Source organism: Bradyrhizobium valentinum, from assembly GCF_001440405.1.
Taxonomy (GTDB): domain Bacteria; phylum Pseudomonadota; class Alphaproteobacteria; order Rhizobiales; family Xanthobacteraceae; genus Bradyrhizobium; species Bradyrhizobium valentinum.
In genome coordinates, this window is record NZ_LLXX01000119.1 from 188,241 (window position 1) to 212,127 (window position 23,887).

Below are 23,887 nucleotides of genomic sequence, written 5' to 3' on the forward strand. Positions count from 1 at the left end.
CTTGGCGGGCTCGGCTTGGCGATCAACTCCCGCGGTAGGTCGCGTAGCCCCAGGGCGTGACCAATAGCGGCACATGTAGATGGCCTTCGGGATCGCTTACCGAAAAGCGCAGGGGAATTCGATCGAGAAACGGCGGATCGGACATCGGCACGCCGCGATCGGCAAAATAGGCGCCGACGTTAAACGTCAGCTCGTAGCGGCCGATCGGCACCGGCCGGCCGCCGATCAGCGGCTGATCGGTGCGGCCGTCCTGGTTCGTCGTCGCGCGCGCCACCACGCGGGGCTCGCCGAGATCGGACAGTTCGGTTAGTTCAACCGATATTCCCGCGGCGGGTCGGCCGCTATGGGTGTCGAGTACATGGGTCGACAGACGGCCATGCACGGGCAGCTTGTCGTCGGAGGCGACGAGCTGATCGAGCCGCAACGCAGCAATCCGGCAGATCTCTACAATCGACGCCTGCGCCTCGGTCTTGGCATCGTTCGGCAAACGGCGTTCGAAATCACGCAGAACGGAATCGCGGGTGTGGCGGCGAACGCAGACAATATAGGGAAAGCCGAACTTGGAACGGTAGGCGCTGTTGGCGCGCTCGAACGCTTCGTATTCGGCGTCCGACAGCCGATCGAGGCCGGCGCTGTTTTGCTCGGCGCCAGATTCCGCGGTGAGACTTGCAGCGCGCTGGGTCTTGCTGGCGAGATCGGGATGCGCCCTGATCAACGCCAGCCGCAATTCGTCGGGAGCGCGCTCGACCGCCGCCGTCATCGCCGCCAATAGCTGCCCGGCCCCCGCAAACGGTCGCAATGCGGCCGCTTGCCCGGCAACCCAGGGTGAATACTCGAACACATTTGCCAGCGCGGCGACGAAATCATCCTTGCTGCAAACGTTTAAGTCGGAAAGCTTCAACATCGCTTTCGCGCCTCACCCGATATCGAAGGCGTTTTCGGCGAGATGCGCCAGATTGGCGTGCCAGTGCTGCGCGATCTGCAGCCGTGTCGGCACCCAGACGCGCTCGTGCTGTCCGATATAGTCGAGGAAGCGGATCAGCGCCGCCGCCCGACCGGGCCGGCCCACGACCCGGCAATGCAGCCCGACCGACATCATCTTCGGCGCGGTCTCGCCTTCCTTGTAAAGGACGTCAAAGCTGTCCTTGAGGTAGGTGAAGAATTCATCCCCGCCGCCAAAGCCCTGCGCGTTGACAAAACGCATGTCGTTGGCATCGAGCGTATAGGGAATGACCAGATGCGGCTTTGAGCCGCGCGACTTGATCCAGTACGGCAGGTCGTCGGCATAGGAGTCGCAGAGATAAAGCAATCCGCCGGCTTCCATCAGCAGCCGCAACGTATTGATCGAGGAGCGTCCGGTGTACCAGCCGAGCGGACGCTGCCCCGTCGCCTCGGTGTGGACGCGGATCGCCGCTGCGATCTCGGTCCGCTCCTCGTTCTCCGACATATCCTTGTGCTCGATCCATCGGAGGCTGTGGCTGGCGATGTCCCAGCCGGCCTCCTTCATGGCGGCGACCACATCGGGATTTCGCTTCAACGCCTTCGCGACGCCAAACACGGTGGCCGGCAGATTGCGTTCGGTGAAGACCCTCCACAGCCGCCAGAAGCCGGCGCGCGACCCATATTCGAACATTGACTCGATATTGGCGTGGCGCTGTCCGGGCCAGGGCTGCGCGCCCAGCACGTCGGACAAAAAAGCTTCCGAGGCACGGTCGCCGTCGAGAATATTGTTCTCGCCGCCTTCCTCGAAATTCACCACGAACTGGACGGCAACACGTGCGTCGCCGGGCCACTTGGGATCGGGCGGGTTGCGCCCGTAGCCACGAAAGTCGCGCGGGTAGACCGGCGCCGCCATGCTCACACTTCCTCGAAGCGGATCTTCTGCGCGCCCTTCCACAGCACGGCCTTGCCGAATGCAGTCAGGTTCTCCAGCCCCGAGGTCAGGGTGATGAAATGATTACCGGCAAGCTGGCCCATCTTACTCGCGAAATGCACGCCGCCATAGGCGAGCAGGATTTCGGTTTCGCTGATGCCGCCGGGATAGAGAATAATCTGGCCGGGCGCGGGATAACTGGTGTGGTTCTCGTAGGAGACGCCGAAATCGAGATCGCCGAGCGGCATCCAGACACCCTCGCCGCTCCAGCGGACATGGATCGCCTGGCTCTCGAACGGCATCGCCTTGCGAAACGCTGCTACCGTTTTGGGCGCCAGTTGCTCCTCGAAACGGGCCTGGAAGGTGAATTCACCGGCACGGACAATCAGTTGGCTCATCGATCTCTTCTTCTGGATGTAGGCAAGGACGTGGTTCAGCCGTATCCATTACAGCCGGAACAAGCGGAAGCAAGGCCGATTCCGGCCTTGCGAGAGGTTTCAGCGGGGGTTGGTCCACCTCCTGCGCCTACCTTAATTGTGAGCTCTCGCAGGAATCTGTTGTGACGGCGCTTTGCCATGCTCGAACGCGCCGAGCGGCGGCGATATCAGGGCGCGTTCGCGCGGGAACGCTTCGGGCATCTCCTCGCGAATGAAAGCCAGCAGCTTCTCCCTGATCTCGCAGCGGAGGTCCCAGGATTGCGGCGCGGACCTCGCGCTGACCAGCGCACGAAGCTCGATCGCCCGCGGGCTGGCCTCGATCACCTGGAGATTGACCACCGCGCCGTCCCACAATTTGGACTCGCGCACGGCCTCCTCAAGCCGCTGCCTGATCCGCGAGACATCGGTGCAGTAATCGACATGGAAGGCGATGGCGCCGATCAGCGACTGGGTATCACGGGTCCAGTTCTGAAACGGACGCTCGATGAAGTAGGACAGTGGAACCACCATCCGCCGCCAGTCCCAGAGACGGATCACGACATAGGTCGAGGCGATGTCCTCGACCCAGCCCCACTCGTTCTCGACGATGACGGCATCCTCGATCCGGATCGGCTGGGTGATCGCGATCTGAACGCCGGCGATGAGGTTGCTGAGCAACGGCCTTGCGGCGAGGCCGACGATCAGACCGGCGGCGCCGGCCGACGCGAACAGGCTGACACCGTATTGCTTGACGGATTCAAAGGTCATCAAGGCGGTGGCAACCGCAATGATGACGATCAAGGTATCGGTCACGCGCTTGAAGACACGAACCTGGGTGACGTGCTTGCGGGCAAGAAAATTCTCATCGGTATCGAGGCGGAAGCGCTGTAGGTAGCGCACGGCGCCCATGTCCACGGCGCGGACCGTGATCCACCCGATCAGCGCGATGACGGCCACGACGAAAAAGTGCCGGAGCTGTTCACGAAGCACATCGTTCAGCGGTGCCAGCGGCAGCACCAGCGCCACCGCCACGAGACAAAGCGCCAGCCGCGCTGGACCGGCGATCCTTTGCAGGAGCAAGGGCACAGCGGGCCAGCGTGCGCCGAGCCCGCGTTTGATGATCCGTGCGGCAATACCGTGCATGAATAGCGCAACGATAATGGCGCCGACGACAAGGCCAAGGCCCACCAGCCATTGCGGCACCCAGCCAAATATCTGTTCCAACCTCGACTGAAGATCGTCCATGTAAATCCCCGCTGCGCAGCGCACGATCCGCCGCTAACGCGGGGCTTCAGCGCATGGGTCCCTCATTTCATGCAGCGCAGCAATTCACCGAATGCATCCCGGATTGATTAGGAACTCGGTTCCCGCTCGACCCAACTCACGCTTCACCACGCCAGAACGCAGTCTGCAAGGGAAGCTGGTGTTTGATCATCGCGACGCCATCCACGACCTTCAGGCCGCGCGCGGCGCAGGCTTGCATGAACTCGGTCCGGCGAGCGGCGATGATGTCGAACACGGCGCAATCATCTGGCAACCGCGCGGGATTCATCGGCAGGGCGTCCGTCTCGCGAAGCCCGAGCGAGGTGGCGTTGACCAGGAGGCCGGCATCGTCGAATCTTTCGTCCAGGCTGATTTCGAGATCGGCGAAACGGCTGCGGAGTTTTGCGGCCAGGATTTCGACCGGGCCGGCCGCTTCATTCAGGATCCGCAGCCGCTTTAGGCCAGAGGCAGCGAGCGCATGACAGATCGCCCGGCCCGCTCCGCCCGCCCCGATCACGACGCAGCGACGGTCCGGATCGAAAACCTTTTCCTCGCGTGCTGCATTCAGAAAACCGCCGCCATCGAAGGACTCGCCGACCAGCCGTCCGCCGGCCTCAATCCGGATTGTGTTGACCACGCCTTCGAATTCAGCGGCAGGGCCGACCGCGTCGCACAATTCGAACGCCGCCGGCTTGTGCGGCATGGTGAGGTTGAAGCCGGCGACACTCGGCGATTTCGCCAGCGTGCGGATTGTCTCTGCCAGATGCTCCGGCGCGATATCGAGCGGCACCATGTGCCAGTCCAGTCCGTTGCCCTGGAAATAGGGCGTATAGTGGCGCGGCGCGCCGACATGGCCGGCCGGATGGGCAAAGATGAATACAAATCGTGAAGCACCGGTCGGAAGCCGCATCACCCTCACCCCTTCACGGCGCCCGCCGTCAGCCCGCTCACCAGATAGCGGCGCACGGCGAGCGAGAAAATCAGGACCGGCGCCATCACCAGCGAGCCGCCCGCGGCGATCTTGCCCCACTCCCACCCCTCGTAGTTCATGAAGTTGACCACGGCGACCGGCGCGGTGCGCGCATTGGTCCGCGTCAGGATCAGCGCAAAGAAAAAGTCGTTCCAGGCGTAGAGGAAGCACAGGATCGCGGTGGCGGCGACGCCGGGCGTGACCATCGGCAGCACGATCTGGAGGAAGACGACCCGTGTCGACGCGCCGTCGACCAGCGCCGCCTCTTCCAGCGATGGCGGCACCGTCTCGAAGAACGGCTGCATCATCCAGATCACGAGCGGCAGGTTGAAGCTGGTATAGACCAGCACCAGCCCGGTGACGGTGTCGAGCAGTCCGATCCAGCGATAGAACAGGAAGAATGGAATCGTGAATGCGATCGGCGGCGCCATCCGCGTCACCAGGATCGCAAAGCTCAGCGCGTGCTTGCCCCGGCCTGCCCATCGCGACAGCGCGTAGGCCGCGGGTACGCCTAGAATGAGCGCCAGCGCGGTGGAGAACGAGGCGCTCATCAGGCTGTTGACGAAGGAGGCCGGGAACGCGCCCTGCCAGAGCGAGGCGTAATTTTGCAGCGTCGGCGTGAAGATCAAAGGCGGCGGAAACTGCAGGATCAGGTCGTTGGATTTGAAGCTCATCTGCAAGAGCCAGAGGAACGGCGACAGCAGCACGATCAGCGTCACGCCGATCGCCACAAGCCGGCGAACGCTGGCCGAACGGCGGATAGGTCCGCTCATGCCGCCACTCATGCCATGGCCTCCCGGCGGCGGCCCATCCACACCACGCCGAGACTGACGGCGACGACGAGCAACAGCATCACGATGGTGACCGAACTGGAATAGCCGATCTCGTTGAAATCGAAGGCCAGCAAATAAGCATAATAGTTCGTCACCTCGGTGACGCTGCCCGGCCCGCCGCCGGTCAAGAGGAATACCAGCGGAAACGCCTTGACGCTGTCGATCAGGCGAAACATGCCCGAGATCACCAGGATCGGCGTTATGAAAGGCAGCGTGATGTAGAAGAAGATCTGCAGTCGGTTGGCGCCGTCGACCAGCGCCGCTTCGGAAAACTCGTCCGGAATGGTCTGCAGCGCGGCCAGCACCATCAGGAAGGTGAAGGGAAGCCATTCCCAGGTGTCGGCGATGATGATCGCAGTCAGGGCAAAATCGACGCTGGAGGTCAACGACGGCATCGCGATGTTGAGCAGGCCCGCGGCGTAATAGAGCGGGCTGATGTCGGGCGTATAGATCAGCTTCCAGATGATCGCCACGACGATCGGCGGCAGCACCATCGGGATCAGGAAAAAGGTGCGGGCGAATTCGACAACGCGCGACTGCGTGTGCAGCAGGAGCGCCAGCAGCATGCCGAGCAGAACCTGAAACAACACGCCCCAGAACGACAGCTTGGCCTGCACCCACAGCGAATTGACAAAGCGCGGGTCGCCCGGCAGCAGGCGATAGTTGCGCAAGGGCGAGCTGAAATCGGTCGACGAGCCGGGATTGACCAACTGAAACGGCGTCAGGCTGGTCATGACCAGATAGATCGCGGGCAGACCCGCGATCATGAACAGCACGATCAGGCTCGGCGCCAGCGCGAAAGCGTTGAAGCGGCGGCGCTCGGCGTCAACCAGTCCTTTTCCGCTCAAAGCGCAGTCCCGGCCCGGCGCATATTGGCAATCGCCTGCTCCTGCGCGGCGTTCATCGCCGCCGGCGCGGCGAGTTGCCCGGTCGCCACCTGTTCGAACGCCTTGTTGAGGACATCGCCGACGATCGGGAATTCCTTCACGGTGCGATAGGCCATGTAGTTCTCGCCCTTGGCCGGCAGCCCCAGCACTTCGAGATAGAGCGCGCCGAGGTCCTGGCCATTCACCGTGTTGAGCTTGCGATATTCCTCGCTCTCGATAACGGATTTGCGGCAGACCGAGGAATGGCCGTGCTCCTTGACCAGCCGCATCGAGATTTCCGGGCTGAGCGCCCATTTGATAAACTCCCACGCCGCCTTCTTGTTCTTGGCGTTCTTGGGAATGCCGAGCCCCTGGCTGTTGGCGGCCGGGAAATCACGCACCGGGCCGGCTGGCATCCGCACGACGCGCGAGGTGTTTTTCACCTTGCTATCGCCGGACATCAGGATCGGCGTGATCCACGCGCTGGAATGGATGAAGATGTTGGAGCGGCCGGTCAGCAGCGCCTGGCGCGCCTGATCCTCGGTATAGGTCACCACGCCCTTCGGCGCGTAATTCTTCAACAGGTTCGCGTAGAATTCGATCGCCTGGATCGCTTCCGGCGAATTCAGCGCCGGCATGATGTCGGTGGGCGGATTGCGGAAGATGTTGCCGCCAAAACCCTGGATGTAAGGCGGCAGGCACCAGTGATGGAGCTGGAAGCTCACGATGCCGGTGACGTTCTCGACGCCGTTGATCTCGGCGCAGACCTGTTGCAGTTCGGCAAAAGTCTTCGGAATCTTGAGGCCTTTTTTCTCCATCAGATCCATGCGGGACAGGCCCATCACCATGGCGCCGCCTTCCCATGAATAGCCGTAGGTGGCGCCCTTGGCGTCGCGGTAAGGCACTTGCGCGCCTTCGACGAAATCCTTCGGATTCCATTGCGCCGGCGTCAGGCTGGGATCGCCGGTGAATTCATCGAGGTTGGCGAGCAGTCCGGCCGCGACCCAGCGCGCGGCGAGAATGAAGGTGACGTTGACGAAGTCGAAGGCCGAGCCGCCCGACGACAGTTCGAGATTGGCCTGCTGGTTGTAGACCGGAAACGCCGAGAGCTGCAGATCGACCTTCATGCCGGTCTGCGCCTCGAACTCCGGAATGTAGTTCTGCAGCAGGGTGAAGAAGCGGTGCTGGAAGGACGCGCCGCGCAACGTGACGCCGGCAAAGGGTTTGGTCTGTGCGATGACCGGCATCGGGAAGGCCGCCGCGCCGAGCGTGGCGGCGCCTGCCTGAAGCAGCTTCCGGCGGCTGACGGCTGCAGATTTATCGCTCGAATTCTTCTTGATCATGGCGCCCTCCCTGACGAGCTTTTCGACAATATGACCGACATAAAATAGACTGTCAAAAGGAGGCTTCTCTCAGATCGGCTATTTTTATGGTACCAATTGACATCGCATCGCAATAAAGCAGACAATATTATTTCAAGGCTTGAGGGTCGCGATTTGCCCAGGGACGTCGAACTCCGCCAACCCAACACCCACGTTGCGCGCGAAATCGCAAAACTCATCGTCTCCGGCGTATGGCACGAAGGTCGGACGCTGCCGCGGGAGATCGAACTGGCCTCGCAATTTGGAGTCAGCCGCACCTCGATCCGGGAATCGCTGTCCGTCCTCAAGGCGAAAGGCCTGATCGCGGCGCGGCAGAAGGCCGGCACGCATGTGCGCGAGCGGATCAACTGGAACATGCTGGATGCTGAGCTTCTGGAGTGGACATGGGCGGAACGTCCCACGGAAGAGTTCGCCCGGCAGCTCACGCAGGTGCGGCGCATCGTCGAGCCGGAGGCCTGCGCGATCTGCGCCGAGCGCGGCTCCGATGCCGACCTCGCCCGCATCGAACGGGCCTATCGCGAGATGGACGCCGCCGGCATGGACAGCCGCGCTTATTCCGAGCCTGATCTGCGCTTCCACCGCGGCATCCTGACGGCGACCGGCAATGATTTTCTGGTCGCCTTCGGCGCCACCGTCGAAGCGGCGCTGCGGATGTCGTTCGATCTCTCGACGCTGAACCCGGGTGCGCCGCGCAAGAGCCTGCCCTATCACCGTGCCATCCTCGACGAGATCTGGGCGCGCAATCCCGATGGCGCGCGGCGCGCGATGCATCGCCTGATGGACCTGACCGAGCGCAATATCACCTCGGCGCTGTCACGCCGGCATGGCGAAGCGATGGCGGCAGCGGATGCCAGCCGTGAGCACGACGCGTAACGGGACGGCCCTAAACGCTTGCTTTCCCTTGATGTTGTGCGTTTCATTCCGGTCAAGCGTCCACGACCGGGGAAACACCCATGCCCGCAAGAATCATTGGAATGATCGGCACCCAGCAGGAAGGCGTCGCGGTTCATCTCATCAAGGGACAGATATCCCGTGAATGGGTGATCGACTTCACCCGCCTGCACGAGCAGTGGAACTATGATTCTGTTCTCGTGGGATATTACGCGTCCGCCGCCGAAGGTTTTGCGATCGCGCTCTATGCCGCCAACCATACCGAGCTGATCAAGTTCCTGATCGCGCACCGGCCGGGCTCGGTGGCGCCGGCGCTGGCGGCGCGGCAGGTCGCGACCTTCGACCAGCTCACGCAGGGGCGGATGTCGCTGCATATCATCGCCGGTACCAGCGACCAGGATCAGGCCAGCGAAGGCGATTTCCTGCCCAAGAATGACCGCTATCGCCGCGCCGGCGAATATCTGGAGGTGATGCGGAAGCTCTGGACCAGCGACAGCCCGATCGATCACAGGGGCGAGTTCTACCGGGTTGAGGGTGGTTTCTCCGACATCAAGCCGTATCAGCAGCCTTACCCCTCCCTCTTCTTCGGCGGCTCATCCGAGGGTGCGCTGGAGATGGGCGCGAAGCATTGCGACGTGTTTGCGATCTTCGGCGAGCCGCTCAAGGAGACACGGGAGCGGGTCCAGGATTTCCGCCGGCGCGCGGCGGCCTTCGGGCGCAATATCGGCTTCAACATGTCGCTGCGGCCTATCATGGCGGACAGCGAAGGCGCGGCATGGGACAAAGCGAACGCCCTGCTGGCGGATGTCGAGCGCAAGACCGGCGCCGCGCCGCAGCCGACCAACCATTCCGCCGAACGGCTGCTCGGATACGCCGCACGCGGCGACGTTCACGACGAGCGGCTGTGGATGGGCATCGCGCGCGCCACCGGCGCACCCGGCAATACGTCATGCCTGGTCGGAACGCCCGAGCAGATCGCGGCGGCGGTGCTGGAATATTACCGGCTCGGCATTCATTCCTTCCTGCTGCGCGGTTTCGAAAATCCGCATGACACCATGGCGATCGGCCGCGACTTGATTCCGCTCATCAAGCAAGGCGCGCTTGCGATCGACCGGCAGGCCGAAGCGGCCGAATAGAATTTGCAAGCACCTCAAGACGCCGGCGCAAGCCTTTGGCGCAGGATGAGAAAACGCATGAGAGAATTTGCATGAAGGCCGTTGTTGTCGACAACTACGATTCAATCGACGGCATCTCGATCAAGGAGATCGAAACGCCCGGCATTTCCAAAGGCGACGTCCGCGTCAAGGTCGGCGCCGCGGCGGTCGGCTTCGTCGACGGATTGAAAGTGCAAGGGCTCTATCAGACCAAGGATCCCCTGCCGTTCGTGCCGGGAACGGAGTTTGCCGGCATCGTCGATGCCGTTGCCGACGACGTCACCGCGTTCAAGCCGGGTATTTCAGTGATTGGAATGGCCCGTTCCGGCGCGCTGGCCGAATATATCTCGGTGCCATCTGCGGCACTCAAGCACCTGCCGCCGCAGGTTCCCTTCGAGGCCGGCGCATCGTTTCAGGCCAACTATCTCACCGGGCTTTACGCACTCGATGCCCGCGCCTCACTTCAGGCCGGCGAAATATTGCTGGTGCTGGGCGCGGCAGGCGGCGTCGGTATCGCCGCCATTCAGATCGGCAAGCTGATGGGCGCGCGGGTGATCGCCGCAGCATCGACGGCAGAAAAGCGCGACTTCGCGGTGCGGTTCGGCGCCGATCAGACCATCGACTACACCAAGGCGGACTGGCGGGACACGCTTAGGGAATTGACTGGCGGGCATGGGCCGGACGTGATCTTCGATCCTGTCGGCGGCGACGTCGCCCTGCAGGCGTTTCGCTCGATCGCATGGCGCGGGCGGCACCTCGTGGTCGGATTCGCCTCGGGCACTATTCCAGCGCTTGCGTTCAACCTGCCGCTGCTCAAGGGCGGCGCACTGCTCGGCGTCGATCTCGCCCAGATCCAGAAGCGCGAGCCGGAAACCCACGCCCGCCTGATCGCGCAATTGTTCGATTGGCTCGCATCAGGCAAATTGCGGCCGGTGGTCGGCAAGATCGTGCCGTTCGAGAATTTCCGCGAGGCGTTCAAGACCATGCAGTCCAGGTCGGCGCTCGGCAAGATGATCGTTAAATTCAATTGAACTCAGGCGGTGTTGGCAGCCTCGGCGTCGAAACAGGACAAACTGATGCCTTCAGCAAATGACGGTAACGCGACACGCCGCCGCCTGATGCATACGCGGTCGGTTACATGCGAAGGCTTTCTACGCGACGACGGGCTCTGGGAAGTCGAGGCCTGGCTGCGCGACACAAAGCCCTTCGTCCAGCGCGCCGATCGTTTCCGCGGCGAACTGAAGCCGGGCGATCCCGTGCACGATATCGGCCTGCGGCTCGCGATCGACGAGGACATGACCATCCGTGAGGCGGAAGCGATGATGCGCGCCACGCCCTATCCGACCTGTGTCGAGGTGGAGCCGATCTTGCAGCGCCTGATCGGCGAGCGCATCGGCCCCGGCTGGCGCGAAACGGTGCGGCGCAAGATCAGCCGGCTGGAAACCTGCACGCATCTGGCGGAACTGCTCGGCCCCGCCGTGACCACGCTGTATCAGACTATGTCCTATGGCAAGAATCCGGAAGGCCGCGACACGCTGGAGAACCAGCAGAACTCCGGCAAGCGCCCGTTCTTCATCGGCGGCTGCCATTCCTGGCGCACCGACGGGCCTGTCGTGGCTGCGATGTTTCCGCAGTTCGCGACCAAGCCGGTCGCAAAGGATTAGGTGCGAGAGCGAACGCGATCGTAGATCGCAAACGCCGCCGCGAGCGCGCATCCGGCGATGATACCGACTGTCAGGTCTTCGATCAGCGTCAGGCCGAAGGTCGCGATCAGCACGCAAGCCGGGCGCCAGTCATGAAGCAGGCGAGAAAATTCTTCCTTCTCGGCCATGTTCCAGCACACCACAACGAGCACGCCGGCCAGCGCCGGCAGCGGAACAAAGCTTGCCAGCGGGGCGGCGACCACCATGAACACCAGCACGAACAACGCGTGCGCCATGCCGGAGACCGGGCTGCATGCGCCCGCGCGAATATTGGTTGCCGTACGCGCGATCGTACCGGTTATGCTGATGCCGCCGAAGATGGCAGACGCGACGTTGGCAATGCCTTGCGCCACCACCTCCATATTGTAGCGATGCTTGCGCCCGGTCATACCGTCGGCGACCTTGGCGGACAGCAGGCTTTCGACCGCACCGAGGAGCGTAAAAGAAAGCGCCGCCGGCAACACTTCGAGAATGGTTGCGTAAGAGATATCAGGCAGACGCGGCCCCGGCAGGCCGTCCGGAAGTTGGCCAAAACGGCTACCGATCGTCTCCACCGGCAGATGGAACAGCCACGCGGCGACCGAGGCCAGGATGACCGCGATCAGCATTCCCGGCCAGTTCGGCGCCAGACGTCGCAGCAGAAAGATCAAGGCGGCCGAGCCGACGCCAACGCCGAGCGCATCAGGATTGAGCGTCGGCAATGCATGGCCGAGTGCGGCGAGCTTTGGCAGCAACCGTCCCGGTTCGGCAGCGGCGAGCTTCAGGCCGCCGAGATCCCTGAGCTGGCTGGCAAAGATCGTGACCGCGATGCCGCAAGTGAAGCCTATGGTCACCGCATGGGGAATGTAACGGATCAACGTGCCGAGCCTCAAAAGGCCGATCAGCGTCAGCATGAAGCCGGAGATGAAAACCGTCAGCAACAGCCCTTCGAGGCCAAACCTCGCCACCGTCGCCGATACGAGAACGATGAACGCGCCGGCGGGACCGCCGATCTGATAGCGGCTGCCGCCGAGCGCCGACACTAAAAAGCCGCCGATGACGGCGGCGTATAATCCCCGCTCGGGCGATACGCCCGAGGCGACGGCGATCGCCATCGAGAGCGGGAGAGCGACAATCGCAACCGTCAGGGCCGCCAGCATATCCTTTCGAAAGCTGGCGAGGCCGTAGCCCTCGGTCAGGACGGTAACGAGCTTTGGGCGGTAATGATGAGCGGTGGCGGAGCCGTCAGGCATTGCGGGTTAACCAATCAAGGATTCGCAGATTATAGCCAAGGGCCAAACGCGGGACCAGAAAAACCCTCCATAGGCCGCGATGGCGCGGAAGCGTGCACCCCGTAAAATAGCGGGGCATCGGCAGGCTCAAGCGTACCTGAGGTTGTGATGAATCTCTATCGCGTCATCCAGCAACGCGCCCGACGGCGATAGGCCGACAGCGGCTTGTTGCGTTGGCGGTGATCTGCAGCCAGCGATGATCGGCATCCTTCGCACGCGCCATCAGCGCAAAGCCACGAGCGCTTGTTTTCGTGAGACGAAATTCTCGCATTGCGAAATGTCATCGCGCAAAGGGACGCAGTCGAAGCGAACTGGCAGATTGGACGTGACGCCGCCTCTCGCAGGTGTCAGTATCCAAGCATAGTCAAAAGCCGCGCACGTCGGACGAAGCGCGGCTGCCGAGGGGGAAATAAAAGCGTCAACATCGGCGCGTGAGTTCCTTTTGGCCAACCCGTCCGTTGGCGTCGCATGGGACAACAGATCGTCCATCGTCTGCTGATTTCGTTCCCCGCCTTGCTCGGGGTTCTCTTCCTCTGCTTTTGTCTGTTGCAGGTCGTGCCCGCTGATCCGGCGATGATCATCGCGGGACCTGATGCCAAGGCCGAGACCATCGCCGCGATCCGCCAGGAACTCGGCCTCGACAGATCCATTCCGATCCAGTTCTTCGAATACATCCTGCGCGTGCTGCGTGGTGATCTCGGCCGCTCCATCATTTCCAATCGGATGGTGAGCGAGGAACTGGCGATGACCATCGGGCCTACGATCGAGTTGATGCTGGGCGCGATGCTGATCGCAGTGCCGAGCGGGCTCGCGCTGGGCACGCTGGCGGCAGTCAATCGCGGTCGCCTCGCCGATCGCGTCATCATGGCCTGCTCGGTCGCGGGCGTATCAATGCCGGTGTTCTTCATCGGCCTGATCCTGATCCAGTATGTCGGGTTCAAGTGGGCGCTGCTGCCGTTCACCGGCCGCACCGGCCCGGTATGGGACGGCGGATTACCAAGCCTGATCCTGCCGGCACTGACCTTGGGCGCAGTACTGATCGGCCCGATCGCGCGGTTGACGCGCACCGCCGTTCTTGAGGTGCTCGGCGCCGATTTCGTGCGCACGGCGCGCGCCAAGGGATTGCGTGAGTCGGTCGTGATCATCCACCACGCGCTGCGTAACGCCATGATCCCCGTCGTCACCCTGATCGGGCTGCAGGCGGCGTTCCTGCTTGGCGGCGCTGTGGTCACTGAAACCATGTTCTCGTGGCCCGGCGTCGGCCGGCTCGCGGTCGGCGCCATCGTCTCCAGCGATTTTCCGACCGCGCAGGGCGCCATCATGATCCTCGCCGTCGCCTTTCTGTCGATCAACCTGCTGGTCGATGTGCTCTACGTCTATCTCGATCCGAGGGTGCAGCGCAGATGACCGTCGAGGCTCTCGAGCAAGGATTTGCACAGGAGCGCGAAATCGCCGCGTTTGCCCGCGCCGGGGTGCTGCGCCGCCTGGCGCGCGACCGCGTGGCGGCCACGGCCGGGCTGGTGCTCACGGTGATCGTGTTCGCAGCGCTGTTTGCGCCGTGGATCACGCCGTACGATCCCTACTTCACCGACCTTACCAAGGTGATGCAGCCACCCGACGCCGAGCACTGGTTCGGCACCGACAACACAGGCCGCGACATCTTAACCCGCGTTATCTACGGCACGCGCAACACGCTCATGCTCGGGCTGGTCGGCGTGATCGTCGGCGGTTTCATCGGCGGCGTTCTCGGCATCCTCGCTGCCTACTACCGGCGGCTGGACGGCTGGATCATGCGGCTGGTCGACGTGATGCTCGCCTTTCCCGCGATCCTGATCGGGCTGGCGGTCGCTGCGATCTTCGGCGCCGGGCTGACGGCCGTGGTGATTGCGCTCGTCGTCGCCACCGTGCCCGACGTCGCGCGGGTCGCGCGGGGCGCAGCGATCGGCGTGATGGGCCAGGAGTTCATGGAGGCCGGCCGCGCTGTCGGCGTATCCGACGGCGAACTGATCTGGCGCTACCTGACGCTCAACTGCATTTCGACGATCTTCGTGTTCCTGACGCTGCGCTTCGGCCAGATCATCCTGATCGGCGCCGCGCTCGGCTTCCTCGGCATGGGCGCGCAGCCGCCTACTGCCGAGCTCGGCATGATGGCGGCACAGGGGCGCGACTTCCTGTTCATGGCGCCGCACATCGCGACGATCCCGAGCTGTGCCATCTTCGTAATCGTGCTGGCCGCCAACCTTCTGGGCGACGCATTCCGCGACGTCCTCGATCCGAGGTTACAGACATGATCAGGATCGCATTGGGAGTGTCATTGGCATTGGGCATCGCGGGTCCGGCATCGGCCCAGACGCTCAACCTGATGAAGGGAATCGACGCGCCGCATTACGATGCGCAACGCACGACCTGGGGGCCGACCTCCGATATCGTCAACATGTTCCAGGACACGCTGGTGGCGCTCGACTGGGACGGCCGCACGCCGGTTCCCTATCTCGCCAAGTCATGGACGATCAGCGAGGACGGCAGGACCTATACGTTCAAGCTGCGCGACGACGTGTCGTTCTGCAGCGGCAAGAAATTCACCGCCGATGACGTCGTCTACAGCTTCAAGCGGCTCAAGGATCCCGCGATCAAGGCGCCCTATGCCTGGCGCGCCGGCAACATCAAGGAGCTGCGCGCGACTGATCCCTACACCGTCGAATATGAGCTCGACGAGCCCTACTCCGAACTGCTGCTGCAGCTCACCATGTTCACCAACGTCATCCACAACAAGGAGAGCGTCGAAGCGCTTGGCAAGGATTACGGCATCAAGGGCGCCGACGGCACCGGACCCTGGTGTTTCGAGAGCTGGCAGCCGCGCACCGAAATCGTGCTCAAGCGCCACGACGCCTACCGATGGGGCCCCTCGATGTACAAGAACAAGGGCCCGGTAAAATTCGAAAAGCTCAGCGTCAAGATCATGCCCGAAGAGTCCAGCCGCGTCGCGGCGATGATGGCCGGGCAGTTCGATATCACCCATCAGTTCCCGCCGCAGTTCATCGCCCAGGCCAAGACTGCGCCGATGCTGCATGTCACCGAAGCGAAGCCGAATTTTCAGTTGCTCTATTTCGGCTTCAAGACGACGCGGCCGATGGTGGCGGACCGGCGCGTGCGCGAGGCGATGAGCATCGCCATCAACCGCGCGGAGATCGCCAAGGGCGTCCTGCTCGGCAATGCCGATCCGGCTTTCACCATCGTCGATTCCGACGCGCTCGATTTCGACGCCAACACCAAGGGAATCGTGAAGGAGGACATCGAACGTGCCAAGTCGCTGCTCGATGAAGCCGGCTGGAAGATGGGCAGCGACGGCGTCCGTGAGAAGGACGGCATCAAGCTGCAGCCCAAGGTCTACTACACCCAGGCCGGCAACACGCCACGCGTCGCCGAAGCGATCCAGGGTTATCTGCGCCGCATCGGCGTGCAGTGGCAGCTCCAGCCCTGGGACTCCACGATTGCCTCAGCGAAGATGGCCGAGCAGGACTACGAAATCTGGTCGGTGACGGTGCCATATCTGTCGGCCGGCGACCTCATGAACATTTACTTCGACTCGCGCAACATCCCGACCCCCAACCGGATGAACTGGAAGGACGCCGAGACCGACGAGTGGCTCAAGCAAGGCCGCTCGGCGCTGACCGAGGCCGAGCGCGCCAAATATTACGCGATGGTGCAGCAAAAGGTGATGCGCGAACACCTCTGGATGCCCGTGCTCAACATCAACATGAACCAGGTGGCCAACAAGAAGATCACCGATGCCAGGCCGCACATGATCTACCAGAACACCTTCTACAAAGGCCTGGACGTGTCGCGCCAGAAATAACAAAAGGAGGAACATAATGCGCAGCATTTTGACGGGCATTGCAGCGCTGCTCGGAGCGGTCGGAATAGGGACGGCCGCCGAGGCGCAGACCTTACGGGTGATGAAGTCGCTGGACGCGCCGCATTACGACGGCCAGCGCACGACCTGGTCGCCGACGTCTGACATCGTCAACATGTTCCAGGATACGCTGGTGGCGCTCGACTGGGACGGCAAGACGGCGATCCCCTACCTCGCCAAGTCGTGGACGATCAGCGAGGACGGCAGAACCTATACCTTCAAGCTGCGCGACGACGTCACGTTCTGCAGCGGCAAGAAGTTCACCGCCGCCGACGTCATCTACAGCTTCAAGCGGCTGAAGGATCCCGAAACCAAGGCGCCCTATGCCTGGCGCGCCGGCGACATCAAGGAGCTGCGTGCGCCCGATCCGTATACCGTCGAGTACGAGCTCAACGAGCCCTACTCCGAACTGCTGCTGCAGCTCACCATGTATACCAACGCGATCCACAACAAGGAGAGCGTGGAGACGCTGGGCAAGGATTACGGCATCAAGGGAATCGACGGCACCGGGCCATGGTGCTTCGAGAGCTGGCAGCCGCGCACGGAAATCGTGCTGAAGCGCCACGACGCCTACAAATGGGGCCCCTCGATGTACAAGAACAAGGGCCCGGTGAAATTCGAGAAGCTCAGCATCAAGATCGTGCCGGAGGACGCCAGCCGCGTCGCCGCCATCATGGGCGGTCAGTTCGACCTCACCCACCAGGTTCCGCTGCAGTTCATCCAGCAGGTCAAAGCTGCGCCCAACCTGACCGTCCAGGAAGCCAAGCCGAACTTCCAGCTCATGTATTACGGCTACAAGATCACGCGTCCGATGGTATCAGACAAGCGCGTGCGCGAGGCGATGAACATCGCCATCAACCGCGCTGACATCGTGAAGGGCGTCATGCTGGGCAACGCCGAGCCGGCGCTCACCTTCGTCGATCCCAAGGCGCTCGACTTCGCCGAGAAAACCAAGGGCGTCATCAAGGAAGACGTCGAACGCGCCAAAAAGCTCTTGGACGAAGCCGGCTGGAAGGTCGGGGCCGACGGCATCCGTGAGAAGGACGGCGTCAAGCTGGCACCGCGTGTCCTGTTCACGCAGGTCACCTACTTCCCGCGCGTTTCTGAGGCCATTCAAGGCTACATGCGCAAGATCGGCGTCGACTGGAAGATCGTGGGCTTCGACTCCACGATTGCGCCTGCCGAGATGGGCAAGCAGGACTACGAGTTGTGGACCGTGACGGTGCCTTACCTGTCGGCAGGCGAGTTGATGAACATCTATTTCAACTCGAAGAACGTTCCCACCCCCAACCGCATGAACTGGAAGGACGACGAGACCGATGAATGGCTGCGCGCCGGCCGCGCCGCGTTGACGGATGCCGAGCGTGCGCTCAACTACGCCCGCGTGCAGGAGAAGGTGATGAACGAGCATCTGTGGATGCCGGTGATGAACGTCGCCATGTACACGACGAGTTCGAAGAAGCTGAAGGATGTGCGGCCGCATATGCTCTATCAAAACACCTTCTACAAGGGCTTGGATTACTCGTTCTAATGGACAATCTTCTCGAGGTTCGCGGCCTGAAGACCCACTTCGCGACGGATCGCGGACTGTTCCGCGCCGTTGACGGCATCAGCTTCAGCGTTCCCCGGGGACGCACGATCGGCCTGGTCGGCGAGTCCGGCTGTGGCAAGAGCGTGACGTCGCTGTCGGTGATGGGCCTGGTGCCGAGCCCGCCGGGCAAGGTCGAGGCCGAGGCGGTGCTGTTCGGCAACCGCGACGTGCTGCGGCTTTCGGCCGATGAGCGCCGCAGGCTGCGCGGCGGCAAGATGTCGATGATCTTCCAGGAGCCGATGACCTCGCTCAACCCGGTCCACACCGTGGGCCAGCAGATCATCGAGGCGATCCTGGCCCACACCACGATGTCGCCGCGCGCCGCCAAGGCGCGCGCGATCGAAATGCTCGAGCTGGTGCGGATCCCCTCGCCAGCGCAGCGCATCGATGATTATCCGCACAACATGTCGGGCGGCATGCGCCAGCGCGTCATGATTGCGATGGCGCTGAGTTGCGAGCCGGCGCTGTTGATCGCCGACGAACCGACGACGGCGCTCGACGTCACCATTCAGGCCCAGATCCTCGACCTCCTGAGCGACCTGCAGCAGCGGCTCGGCATGGCCATCCTGATCATCACCCATGATCTTGGCGTCATCGCCGAGGTCGCCGACCAGGTGCTGGTGATGTATGCCGGCCGCATCGTCGAGAGCGCCGACGTCAAGGACCTGTTCGCCGACCCGCAGCATCCCTATACGATCGGCCTGCTCGGTTCGATCCCGCGCATCGACGTCGACCGCAAGCGTCTCGCCACCATCGAAGGCACGGTGCCCAGTCCGAACAACCAGCCGGCGGGCTGTCGCTTCGCGCCGCGCTGTCCGTTCGCGGACCAGCGCTGCAGGCTTGATCCGCCGCCGTTGCGCGATATTGCGCCGGGCCACCAGGTGGCGTGCTGGAAGGCGCCGGTCGAGGTGACGTCATGAGCGATGCCCCGGTTCTTCAGGTCGACCGCCTGGTCAAGCATTTCGCGGTCACGCGCGGGCTCATCCGCCGCAAGGTGATCGGGCTCGTGCGCGCCGTCGAAGATGTGACTTTCGAGATCGCCCGCGGCGAGACGCTGGCGCTGGTGGGTGAATCAGGCTGCGGCAAGTCGACCACCGGACGTCTGATATTGCGTTTGATGGACCCGACGTCTGGCTCGGTGCGTTTCAAGGGCCAGGAGATCGCGAATCTCGACAAGAATTCGCTGCGCCGGATGCGCCGGCACATGCAGATCATCTTCCAGGATCCCTACGCCTCCCTCAATCCGCGCATGACGGTCGGCGAGATCCTGGCCGAGCCGCTGCGGGTCCACGAGATCGGCGACGACGCATCGCGCGAGGCGCGCGGCCGCGAGCTCCTGGAAATCGTCGGCCTACTGCCCGAACATGCGAGGCGCTATCCGCACCAGTTCTCGGGCGGGCAACGGCAGCGCATCGGCATTGCGCGTGCGCTCGCCGCCAATCCCGACCTGATCGTCTGCGACGAGCCGGTGTCGGCGCTGGACGTCTCGATCCAGGCGCAAATCGTCAACCTCTTGCAGAATCTACAGCAGCGCTTCGGCCTCTCCTATTTGTTCATTGCCCATGATCTTGCCGTGGTGAAGCACATCAGCGATCGCGTCGCGGTGATGTATTTGGGCAAGCTGGTCGAGATCGCGGACAAGAAAACGCTCTACGACCGGCCGTTGCACCCGTATACCCAGGCGCTGCTGGCGGCGATCCCAAAACCTGATCCTGCCTTGCGCACCAAACGCGTCATGCTGCAGGGCGACGTGCCGAGCCCGTTCAGGCCACCGACCGGCTGCCGCTTCCACACCCGCTGCCCACATGCGCAGCCACGCTGCTCGGCCGAGGAGCCGGCGCTGCGCGAGGCTGCACCCGGCCACCGCGTGGCCTGTCATTTTTTTGAATCGCTGCCCATCCCCACCATCATCGCGCGGGCCGGCCTCGCCAACGGCAAATTCGCGGAGCGGCTGGCGGCCTTTGAGGCCGCCAAGCAGGCGCGAGTGCCGGGCTGAGCCGGAGCGGGTTGGGAAGGCCCAGGCACAAAATTGCGAAAACAACCCCATGCAAAGTAGAATGGGGCCCTGCGCGCAGCACTTCCCGCCCTACCCGATGTGTTCGATGGCGCGGATGGCGCCGCGCAGTTCGGCGAGCCCGCGCAGCCGGCCGATCGCGGTGTAGCCGGGATTGGTGCGCTTGGTTTCCGCGAGATCATCGAGCATGCGATGGCCATGATCGGGCCGGAACACGATTCTGTCGCTCGACGAACGCTTGCGGTTCTCGGCAAGCAACGCCTTGAGCACTGCGATCATGTCGACGTCGCCGTCGAGATGATCGGATTCGAAGAACGACAGGCCGTCGGCTTCGCGCTTGGTGGCGCGTAAGTGCGCAAAACCGATCCGCGGCGCGAAGCGTTTTGCCATCGCCGGCAGATCGTTCTCCGCGCGCACGCCGAGCGATCCCGTGCAGAAACAGATGCCGTTGGCCTTCGATGGAACCGCATCGAACAGCGCCTGATAATCCTCCGCCGATGAGGCGATGCGCGGCAGGCCGAACAGCGGGCGCGGCGGGTCGTCCGGGTGCAGCGTCAGCGTCACGCCGAGTTGCTCGGCGACCGGTGTCACTCGCGCGAGGAATTCGCTGAGGTGCTGGCGCAGCACCGCGGAATCGATGCCGCGATATTGCTGCAAGCGGTCGCGGAACTGCGGGATCGTCAGCGGATCAGTCGTGGAGCCCGGCAGCGCGCTGGCAATATTGGTGACGAGGACATCGATATCGGCCTGCGTCATTCTCGAATAGACCTCTTTGGCGCGGCGCTGCGCGGCCTCGGAATATTCAGCCGGCGCTTCCGGCCGCTGCAGGACATGCAGATCAAATGCCGCGAACCGTTCCTGGTCGAAGCGCATCGCCTTCGCGCCGTTCGGCAGCTCCCATTCCAGATTGGTGCGGCACCAGTCCACAACCGGCATGAAATTGTAGCAGATGATCTTGATGCCGGCGGCAGCCACCGCCTCGAGGCTCGCGATCCACGCTTCGATCGAGCGCGTCGCGCCACCCCCGAGCCGCTTGACGTCGTCGGGGATCGGAATCGATTCCACCACCGACCAGGTCAGCGGCGAGCGGCCGGGCTGGCTGTTCTCGATCAGGTTCTTGCGCTCTTCGACAGCCGCACGGGTCCAGGCTTCGCCGATCGGCACCTGATGCAGCGCCGTCACCACGTCGGTCGCGCCAGCCTGACGGATATCGTCGAGCGATACGGGATCATTCGGCCCGTACCACCGCCATCCCTGCAGCATCATGCGAGACCTCCTCAAATGAGCACGGCAATCAAGCCGTCAGCACGACCTTGACGCTCTGCGAACGGTCAAGCGCCAGCCGCACCGCGTCGGGCGCGACCGCGAGCGGCCGTTGCGCCGTCACCAGCGACAGCACGTCGACACTGCCATCGGCGATCAGTTCGACCGCGGTGAAGAATTCCGCCCCGAAGCGGAACGAGCCACGGAGGTCAATCTCCTTGGCCATCACCGCATTCGCCGGCACCGGGATCTGCCCGCCCGGCAGGTTGCCGACCTGAACTACGATACCGCCGCGCCTGACGACGCCGATGGCGCTGGCAAGGCCAGCGGCCGTTCCAGATACTTCGAACGCAACGTCGAACGGACGCGCTGCAGCCTCGGCCTTCAGCGCCTGTTCGCCGCCGGAGATATCGACGACATGGTTGGCGCCGAGCCTCGTGGCAAACGCCAGCGGCGCCGCTGCGATATCGACGACGGTCGTCTCCGCGATTCCTGCGCGCTGCGCCGCCAGCATGGTCAATAGACCAATCGGGCCGGCACCGAACAGCACCGCGCGCTTGCCGGTGACGTCCCCCGCGCGGGCGACCGCGTGCAGGCAGACTGCGAGCGGCTCGGCCAACGCCGCCGCCTGATAGGTCACGTGGTCCGGAATCTTCACGCATTGCGCCGGGATGGCGTCGAAGTAAGACGCAAATCCGCCCTGCATATGCGGTGTCTTCGAGGCGGAACCCATGAAGAAGATGTTCTCGCAGAGATTGAGCCGGTTCTCGCGGCACGGCTTGCAGTGGCCGCACCAGCGCGACGGATTGACGGCGACGCGATCGCCGACTTTTACGCCGGGCGCGGAACCTGCGATCTCGACCACCTCACCCGCAATCTCATGGCCGAGCACCAGCGGCGAGGTCACGACGAAATCGCCGGTGCGGGCATGGCGATAATAATGCATGTCGGATCCGCAAATGCCGCCGGCGCCGAAGCGAATGCGCACCATGCCTGAGACCAGCGGATCGAGCGGCCGCTCGACCATGCGCAGATCTTCCGGGCCAAACAGCGTTGCAGCCAGAGCCATCGATGTCATTTTGAGAGTCCCATGTATTTAGGCAGCCAGAGCGTTAGCTCCGGGATGTAGGTGATGGCGACGAGCGCCAACAGAAGCGGCACCAGCCAGGGCAGGATCGCCATGGTCGTGCGCTCGACGGACAGCTTTGCTACCCGCGCCAGCACGAAAAGCACCATGCCGAGCGGCGGATGCAGGAGACCGATCATCAGGTTCAGTGTCATGATCAGGCCGAAATGGATCGGGTCAATGCCGAGCTTGAGCACGATCGGCAGCAGGATGGGCACCAGGATAGTGATCGCAGCGATGGTGTCGATGAAGCAGCCGACGAACAAGATCAGGATATTCGCCAGCAGCAGGAACACCCATTTGTTCTGGGTGATCCCGAGCATCGCATCCGTCAGCGTCTGCGCTGCCTGCGACACCGTCAAGAGCCATGCAAAGATCGAGGCCGCGGTCACGATGAACAGCACCGATGCCGTGGTCTCGATGGTGTCGAAGGTCGCCTTGGCAACGGTCTGCAGCGTCATCGAGCGGTAACGCACGAGGCCGAGGAACAGCGACCAGATCACCGCGGCGACCGCGGCTTCGGTCGGCGTGAACCATCCGAGCGTCATGCCGCCGATCAGGATCACGGGAGCCATCAGCGCCATCACCGCGGAGAAATCGAAATACCAGTCGAGCGCCAAAAGCGCCACGAGACCGATTCCGACCGCCATGTTCACCGAAAGCCCGGCGACGACCAGCAGCCAAACGACGACCGGGAACGCCAGCACGATCAGGATTTCGATCGCGGCCGAACCGATCTGCGGCCAGGAGAACGGCGTATCGCTGCCCCAGCCGTTCTTGTGGGCGAAATAAGCCACGGTCGCCATCATGGCCAACGTCATGAACACGCCCGGAATCACGCCGCCCAGAAACAACGCGCCGATCGAGACGTTCGCCATCATGCCGTAGATCACGAACGGCAGCGACGGCGGAATGATCGGCCCGAGCGTCGCGGACGCCGCGGTGACGCCGACGGCAAACTCGGTCGAGTAGCCGTGATCCTTCATCGCCTTGATCTCGATGGTGCCGAGTCCCGCGGCATCAGCAATGGCGGTGCCGGACATCCCGGAAAAGATCACGGAGCCGACGATATTGACGTGGCCGAGGCCGCCGCGCATCCAGCCCACCAGCGCGACCGCGAATTTGTAGATGCGCCCCGTCACGCCCGCGATGTTCATGAGATTGCCGGCCAGAATGAAGAACGGCACCGCGAGCAGCGGAAAGCTTTCGACACCGGCAATCATGCGCTGCGCCAGCGTGACATCCGGCGTGATGCCGGTGACGAGAATGTAGACCAGCGACGATACCGCCATCGAAAGCGCGACCGGCAGGCCGACCAGCATCAGCAGCAGAAATCCCCCAAGCAGCAGCAGCATCGC

At 63.2% G+C, this 23,887-nt stretch carries 21 protein-coding genes and 1 pseudogene; 10 read left to right on the plus strand and 12 right to left on the minus strand.

Features of this window, described 5'->3' with window-relative positions; genetic code table 11:
* Nucleotides 1–22: 22 nt before the first annotated feature.
* From uraD to CP49_RS18980, 8 genes are all read right to left on the minus strand, one after another.
* Nucleotides 23–904: a 2-oxo-4-hydroxy-4-carboxy-5-ureidoimidazoline decarboxylase gene (gene uraD / locus CP49_RS18945; RefSeq protein WP_057851710.1), complete on the minus strand. Its 882-nt coding sequence runs from the start codon at nt 902–904 to the stop codon at nt 23–25.
* A 12-nt stretch (nt 905–916) separates the two neighbouring features.
* Nucleotides 917–1,855 (minus strand): allantoinase PuuE, encoded by a 939-nt coding sequence (gene puuE / locus CP49_RS18950; protein WP_057851711.1) that lies wholly within the window; start codon nt 1,853–1,855, stop codon nt 917–919.
* Between the two features lie 2 nt (nt 1,856–1,857).
* On the minus strand, nt 1,858–2,271 hold the full coding sequence (locus CP49_RS18955; RefSeq protein WP_057851712.1) for a DUF3830 family protein: 414 nt from the start codon (nt 2,269–2,271) through the stop codon (nt 1,858–1,860).
* A 132-nt stretch (nt 2,272–2,403) separates the two neighbouring features.
* Nucleotides 2,404–3,534: a mechanosensitive ion channel family protein gene (locus CP49_RS18960; RefSeq protein WP_057851713.1), complete on the minus strand. Its 1,131-nt coding sequence runs from the start codon at nt 3,532–3,534 to the stop codon at nt 2,404–2,406.
* Nucleotides 3,535–3,670: 136 nt separating this feature from the next.
* Entirely contained in the window at nt 3,671–4,462 is a 792-nt protein-coding gene (locus CP49_RS18965; RefSeq protein ID WP_057851714.1) for a shikimate dehydrogenase family protein, read from the minus strand.
* A 5-nt stretch (nt 4,463–4,467) separates the two neighbouring features.
* Nucleotides 4,468–5,295: a carbohydrate ABC transporter permease gene (locus CP49_RS18970; RefSeq protein ID WP_156438522.1), complete on the minus strand. Its 828-nt coding sequence runs from the start codon at nt 5,293–5,295 to the stop codon at nt 4,468–4,470.
* Nucleotides 5,296–5,303: 8 nt separating this feature from the next.
* Nucleotides 5,304–6,203, minus strand: a complete 900-nt coding sequence (locus CP49_RS18975) for a carbohydrate ABC transporter permease (RefSeq protein ID WP_057851716.1) — start codon at nt 6,201–6,203, stop codon at nt 5,304–5,306.
* Nucleotides 6,200–7,564, minus strand: a complete 1,365-nt coding sequence (locus CP49_RS18980; RefSeq protein WP_057851717.1) for an ABC transporter substrate-binding protein — start codon at nt 7,562–7,564, stop codon at nt 6,200–6,202. The genes CP49_RS18975 and CP49_RS18980 overlap by 4 nt, the downstream gene beginning before the upstream one ends.
* A gap of 153 nt (nt 7,565–7,717) precedes the next feature.
* On the opposite strand from CP49_RS18980, the gene CP49_RS18985 reads away from it, so the two are divergent.
* From CP49_RS18985 to CP49_RS19000, 4 genes are all read left to right on the plus strand, one after another.
* Nucleotides 7,718–8,476, plus strand: coding sequence for a FadR/GntR family transcriptional regulator (locus tag CP49_RS18985; RefSeq protein ID WP_057851718.1), 759 nt, complete (start codon nt 7,718–7,720; stop codon nt 8,474–8,476).
* Nucleotides 8,477–8,556: 80 nt separating this feature from the next.
* Nucleotides 8,557–9,630, plus strand: coding sequence for an LLM class flavin-dependent oxidoreductase (locus CP49_RS18990; protein WP_063791716.1), 1,074 nt, complete (start codon nt 8,557–8,559; stop codon nt 9,628–9,630).
* Between the two features lie 71 nt (nt 9,631–9,701).
* Nucleotides 9,702–10,679, plus strand: coding sequence for an NADPH:quinone oxidoreductase family protein (locus CP49_RS18995; RefSeq protein ID WP_057851720.1), 978 nt, complete (start codon nt 9,702–9,704; stop codon nt 10,677–10,679).
* A 45-nt stretch (nt 10,680–10,724) separates the two neighbouring features.
* Nucleotides 10,725–11,312: a DUF2889 domain-containing protein gene (locus CP49_RS19000; RefSeq protein WP_063791722.1), complete on the plus strand. Its 588-nt coding sequence runs from the start codon at nt 10,725–10,727 to the stop codon at nt 11,310–11,312.
* Between the two features lie 23 nt (nt 11,313–11,335).
* Here CP49_RS19000 and CP49_RS19005 read toward each other — a convergent pair.
* Nucleotides 11,336–12,583: pseudogene (locus tag CP49_RS19005) on the minus strand (SulP family inorganic anion transporter); the annotation flags it as partial.
* A 507-nt stretch (nt 12,584–13,090) separates the two neighbouring features.
* Here CP49_RS19005 and CP49_RS19010 point away from each other — a divergent pair.
* From CP49_RS19010 to CP49_RS19035, 6 genes are read left to right on the plus strand one after another with little or no spacing between them, the layout of a single operon-like run.
* The gene (locus CP49_RS19010; protein WP_057851723.1) at nt 13,091–14,029 is read left to right on the plus strand and encodes an ABC transporter permease; all 939 of its coding nucleotides are present in this window, start codon (nt 13,091–13,093) and stop codon (nt 14,027–14,029) included.
* Nucleotides 14,026–14,913: an ABC transporter permease gene (locus CP49_RS19015; RefSeq protein ID WP_057851724.1), complete on the plus strand. Its 888-nt coding sequence runs from the start codon at nt 14,026–14,028 to the stop codon at nt 14,911–14,913. Before CP49_RS19010 ends, CP49_RS19015 begins: the two co-directional genes overlap by 4 nt.
* 17 nt (nt 14,914–14,930) lie before the next feature.
* Complete coding sequence (locus CP49_RS19020; protein ID WP_197423155.1) at nt 14,931–16,478, plus strand: ABC transporter substrate-binding protein; 1,548 nt, start codon at nt 14,931–14,933, stop codon at nt 16,476–16,478.
* A gap of 16 nt (nt 16,479–16,494) precedes the next feature.
* Nucleotides 16,495–18,066 carry an ABC transporter substrate-binding protein gene (locus CP49_RS19025; protein WP_057851726.1) on the plus strand — a complete coding sequence of 524 codons (1,572 nt, stop codon included), beginning with the start codon at nt 16,495–16,497 and terminating at the stop codon, nt 18,064–18,066.
* Nucleotides 18,066–19,046, plus strand: coding sequence for an ABC transporter ATP-binding protein (locus tag CP49_RS19030; protein ID WP_057851727.1), 981 nt, complete (start codon nt 18,066–18,068; stop codon nt 19,044–19,046). The genes CP49_RS19025 and CP49_RS19030 overlap by 1 nt, the downstream gene beginning before the upstream one ends.
* Nucleotides 19,043–20,122 carry an ABC transporter ATP-binding protein gene (locus tag CP49_RS19035; protein WP_057851728.1) on the plus strand — a complete coding sequence of 360 codons (1,080 nt, stop codon included), beginning with the start codon at nt 19,043–19,045 and terminating at the stop codon, nt 20,120–20,122. The genes CP49_RS19030 and CP49_RS19035 overlap by 4 nt, the downstream gene beginning before the upstream one ends.
* A 90-nt stretch (nt 20,123–20,212) precedes the next feature.
* On the opposite strand, the gene uxuA is transcribed toward CP49_RS19035, so the two are convergent.
* The 3 genes from uxuA to CP49_RS19050 are packed head-to-tail and all read right to left on the minus strand — an operon-like array spanning nt 20,213 to nt 23,884.
* On the minus strand, nt 20,213–21,403 hold the full coding sequence (uxuA, locus tag CP49_RS19040; RefSeq protein ID WP_057851851.1) for a mannonate dehydratase: 1,191 nt from the start codon (nt 21,401–21,403) through the stop codon (nt 20,213–20,215).
* A 31-nt stretch (nt 21,404–21,434) separates the two neighbouring features.
* A complete protein-coding gene (locus CP49_RS19045) occupies nt 21,435–22,481 on the minus strand; it encodes an L-idonate 5-dehydrogenase (RefSeq protein ID WP_057851729.1) in 1,047 nt (348 codons plus the stop codon).
* Nucleotides 22,478–23,884, minus strand: a complete 1,407-nt coding sequence (locus CP49_RS19050; protein ID WP_057851730.1) for a TRAP transporter large permease — start codon at nt 23,882–23,884, stop codon at nt 22,478–22,480. Before CP49_RS19050 ends, CP49_RS19045 begins: the two co-directional genes overlap by 4 nt.
* Between the last annotated feature and the right edge of the window lie 3 nt (nt 23,885–23,887).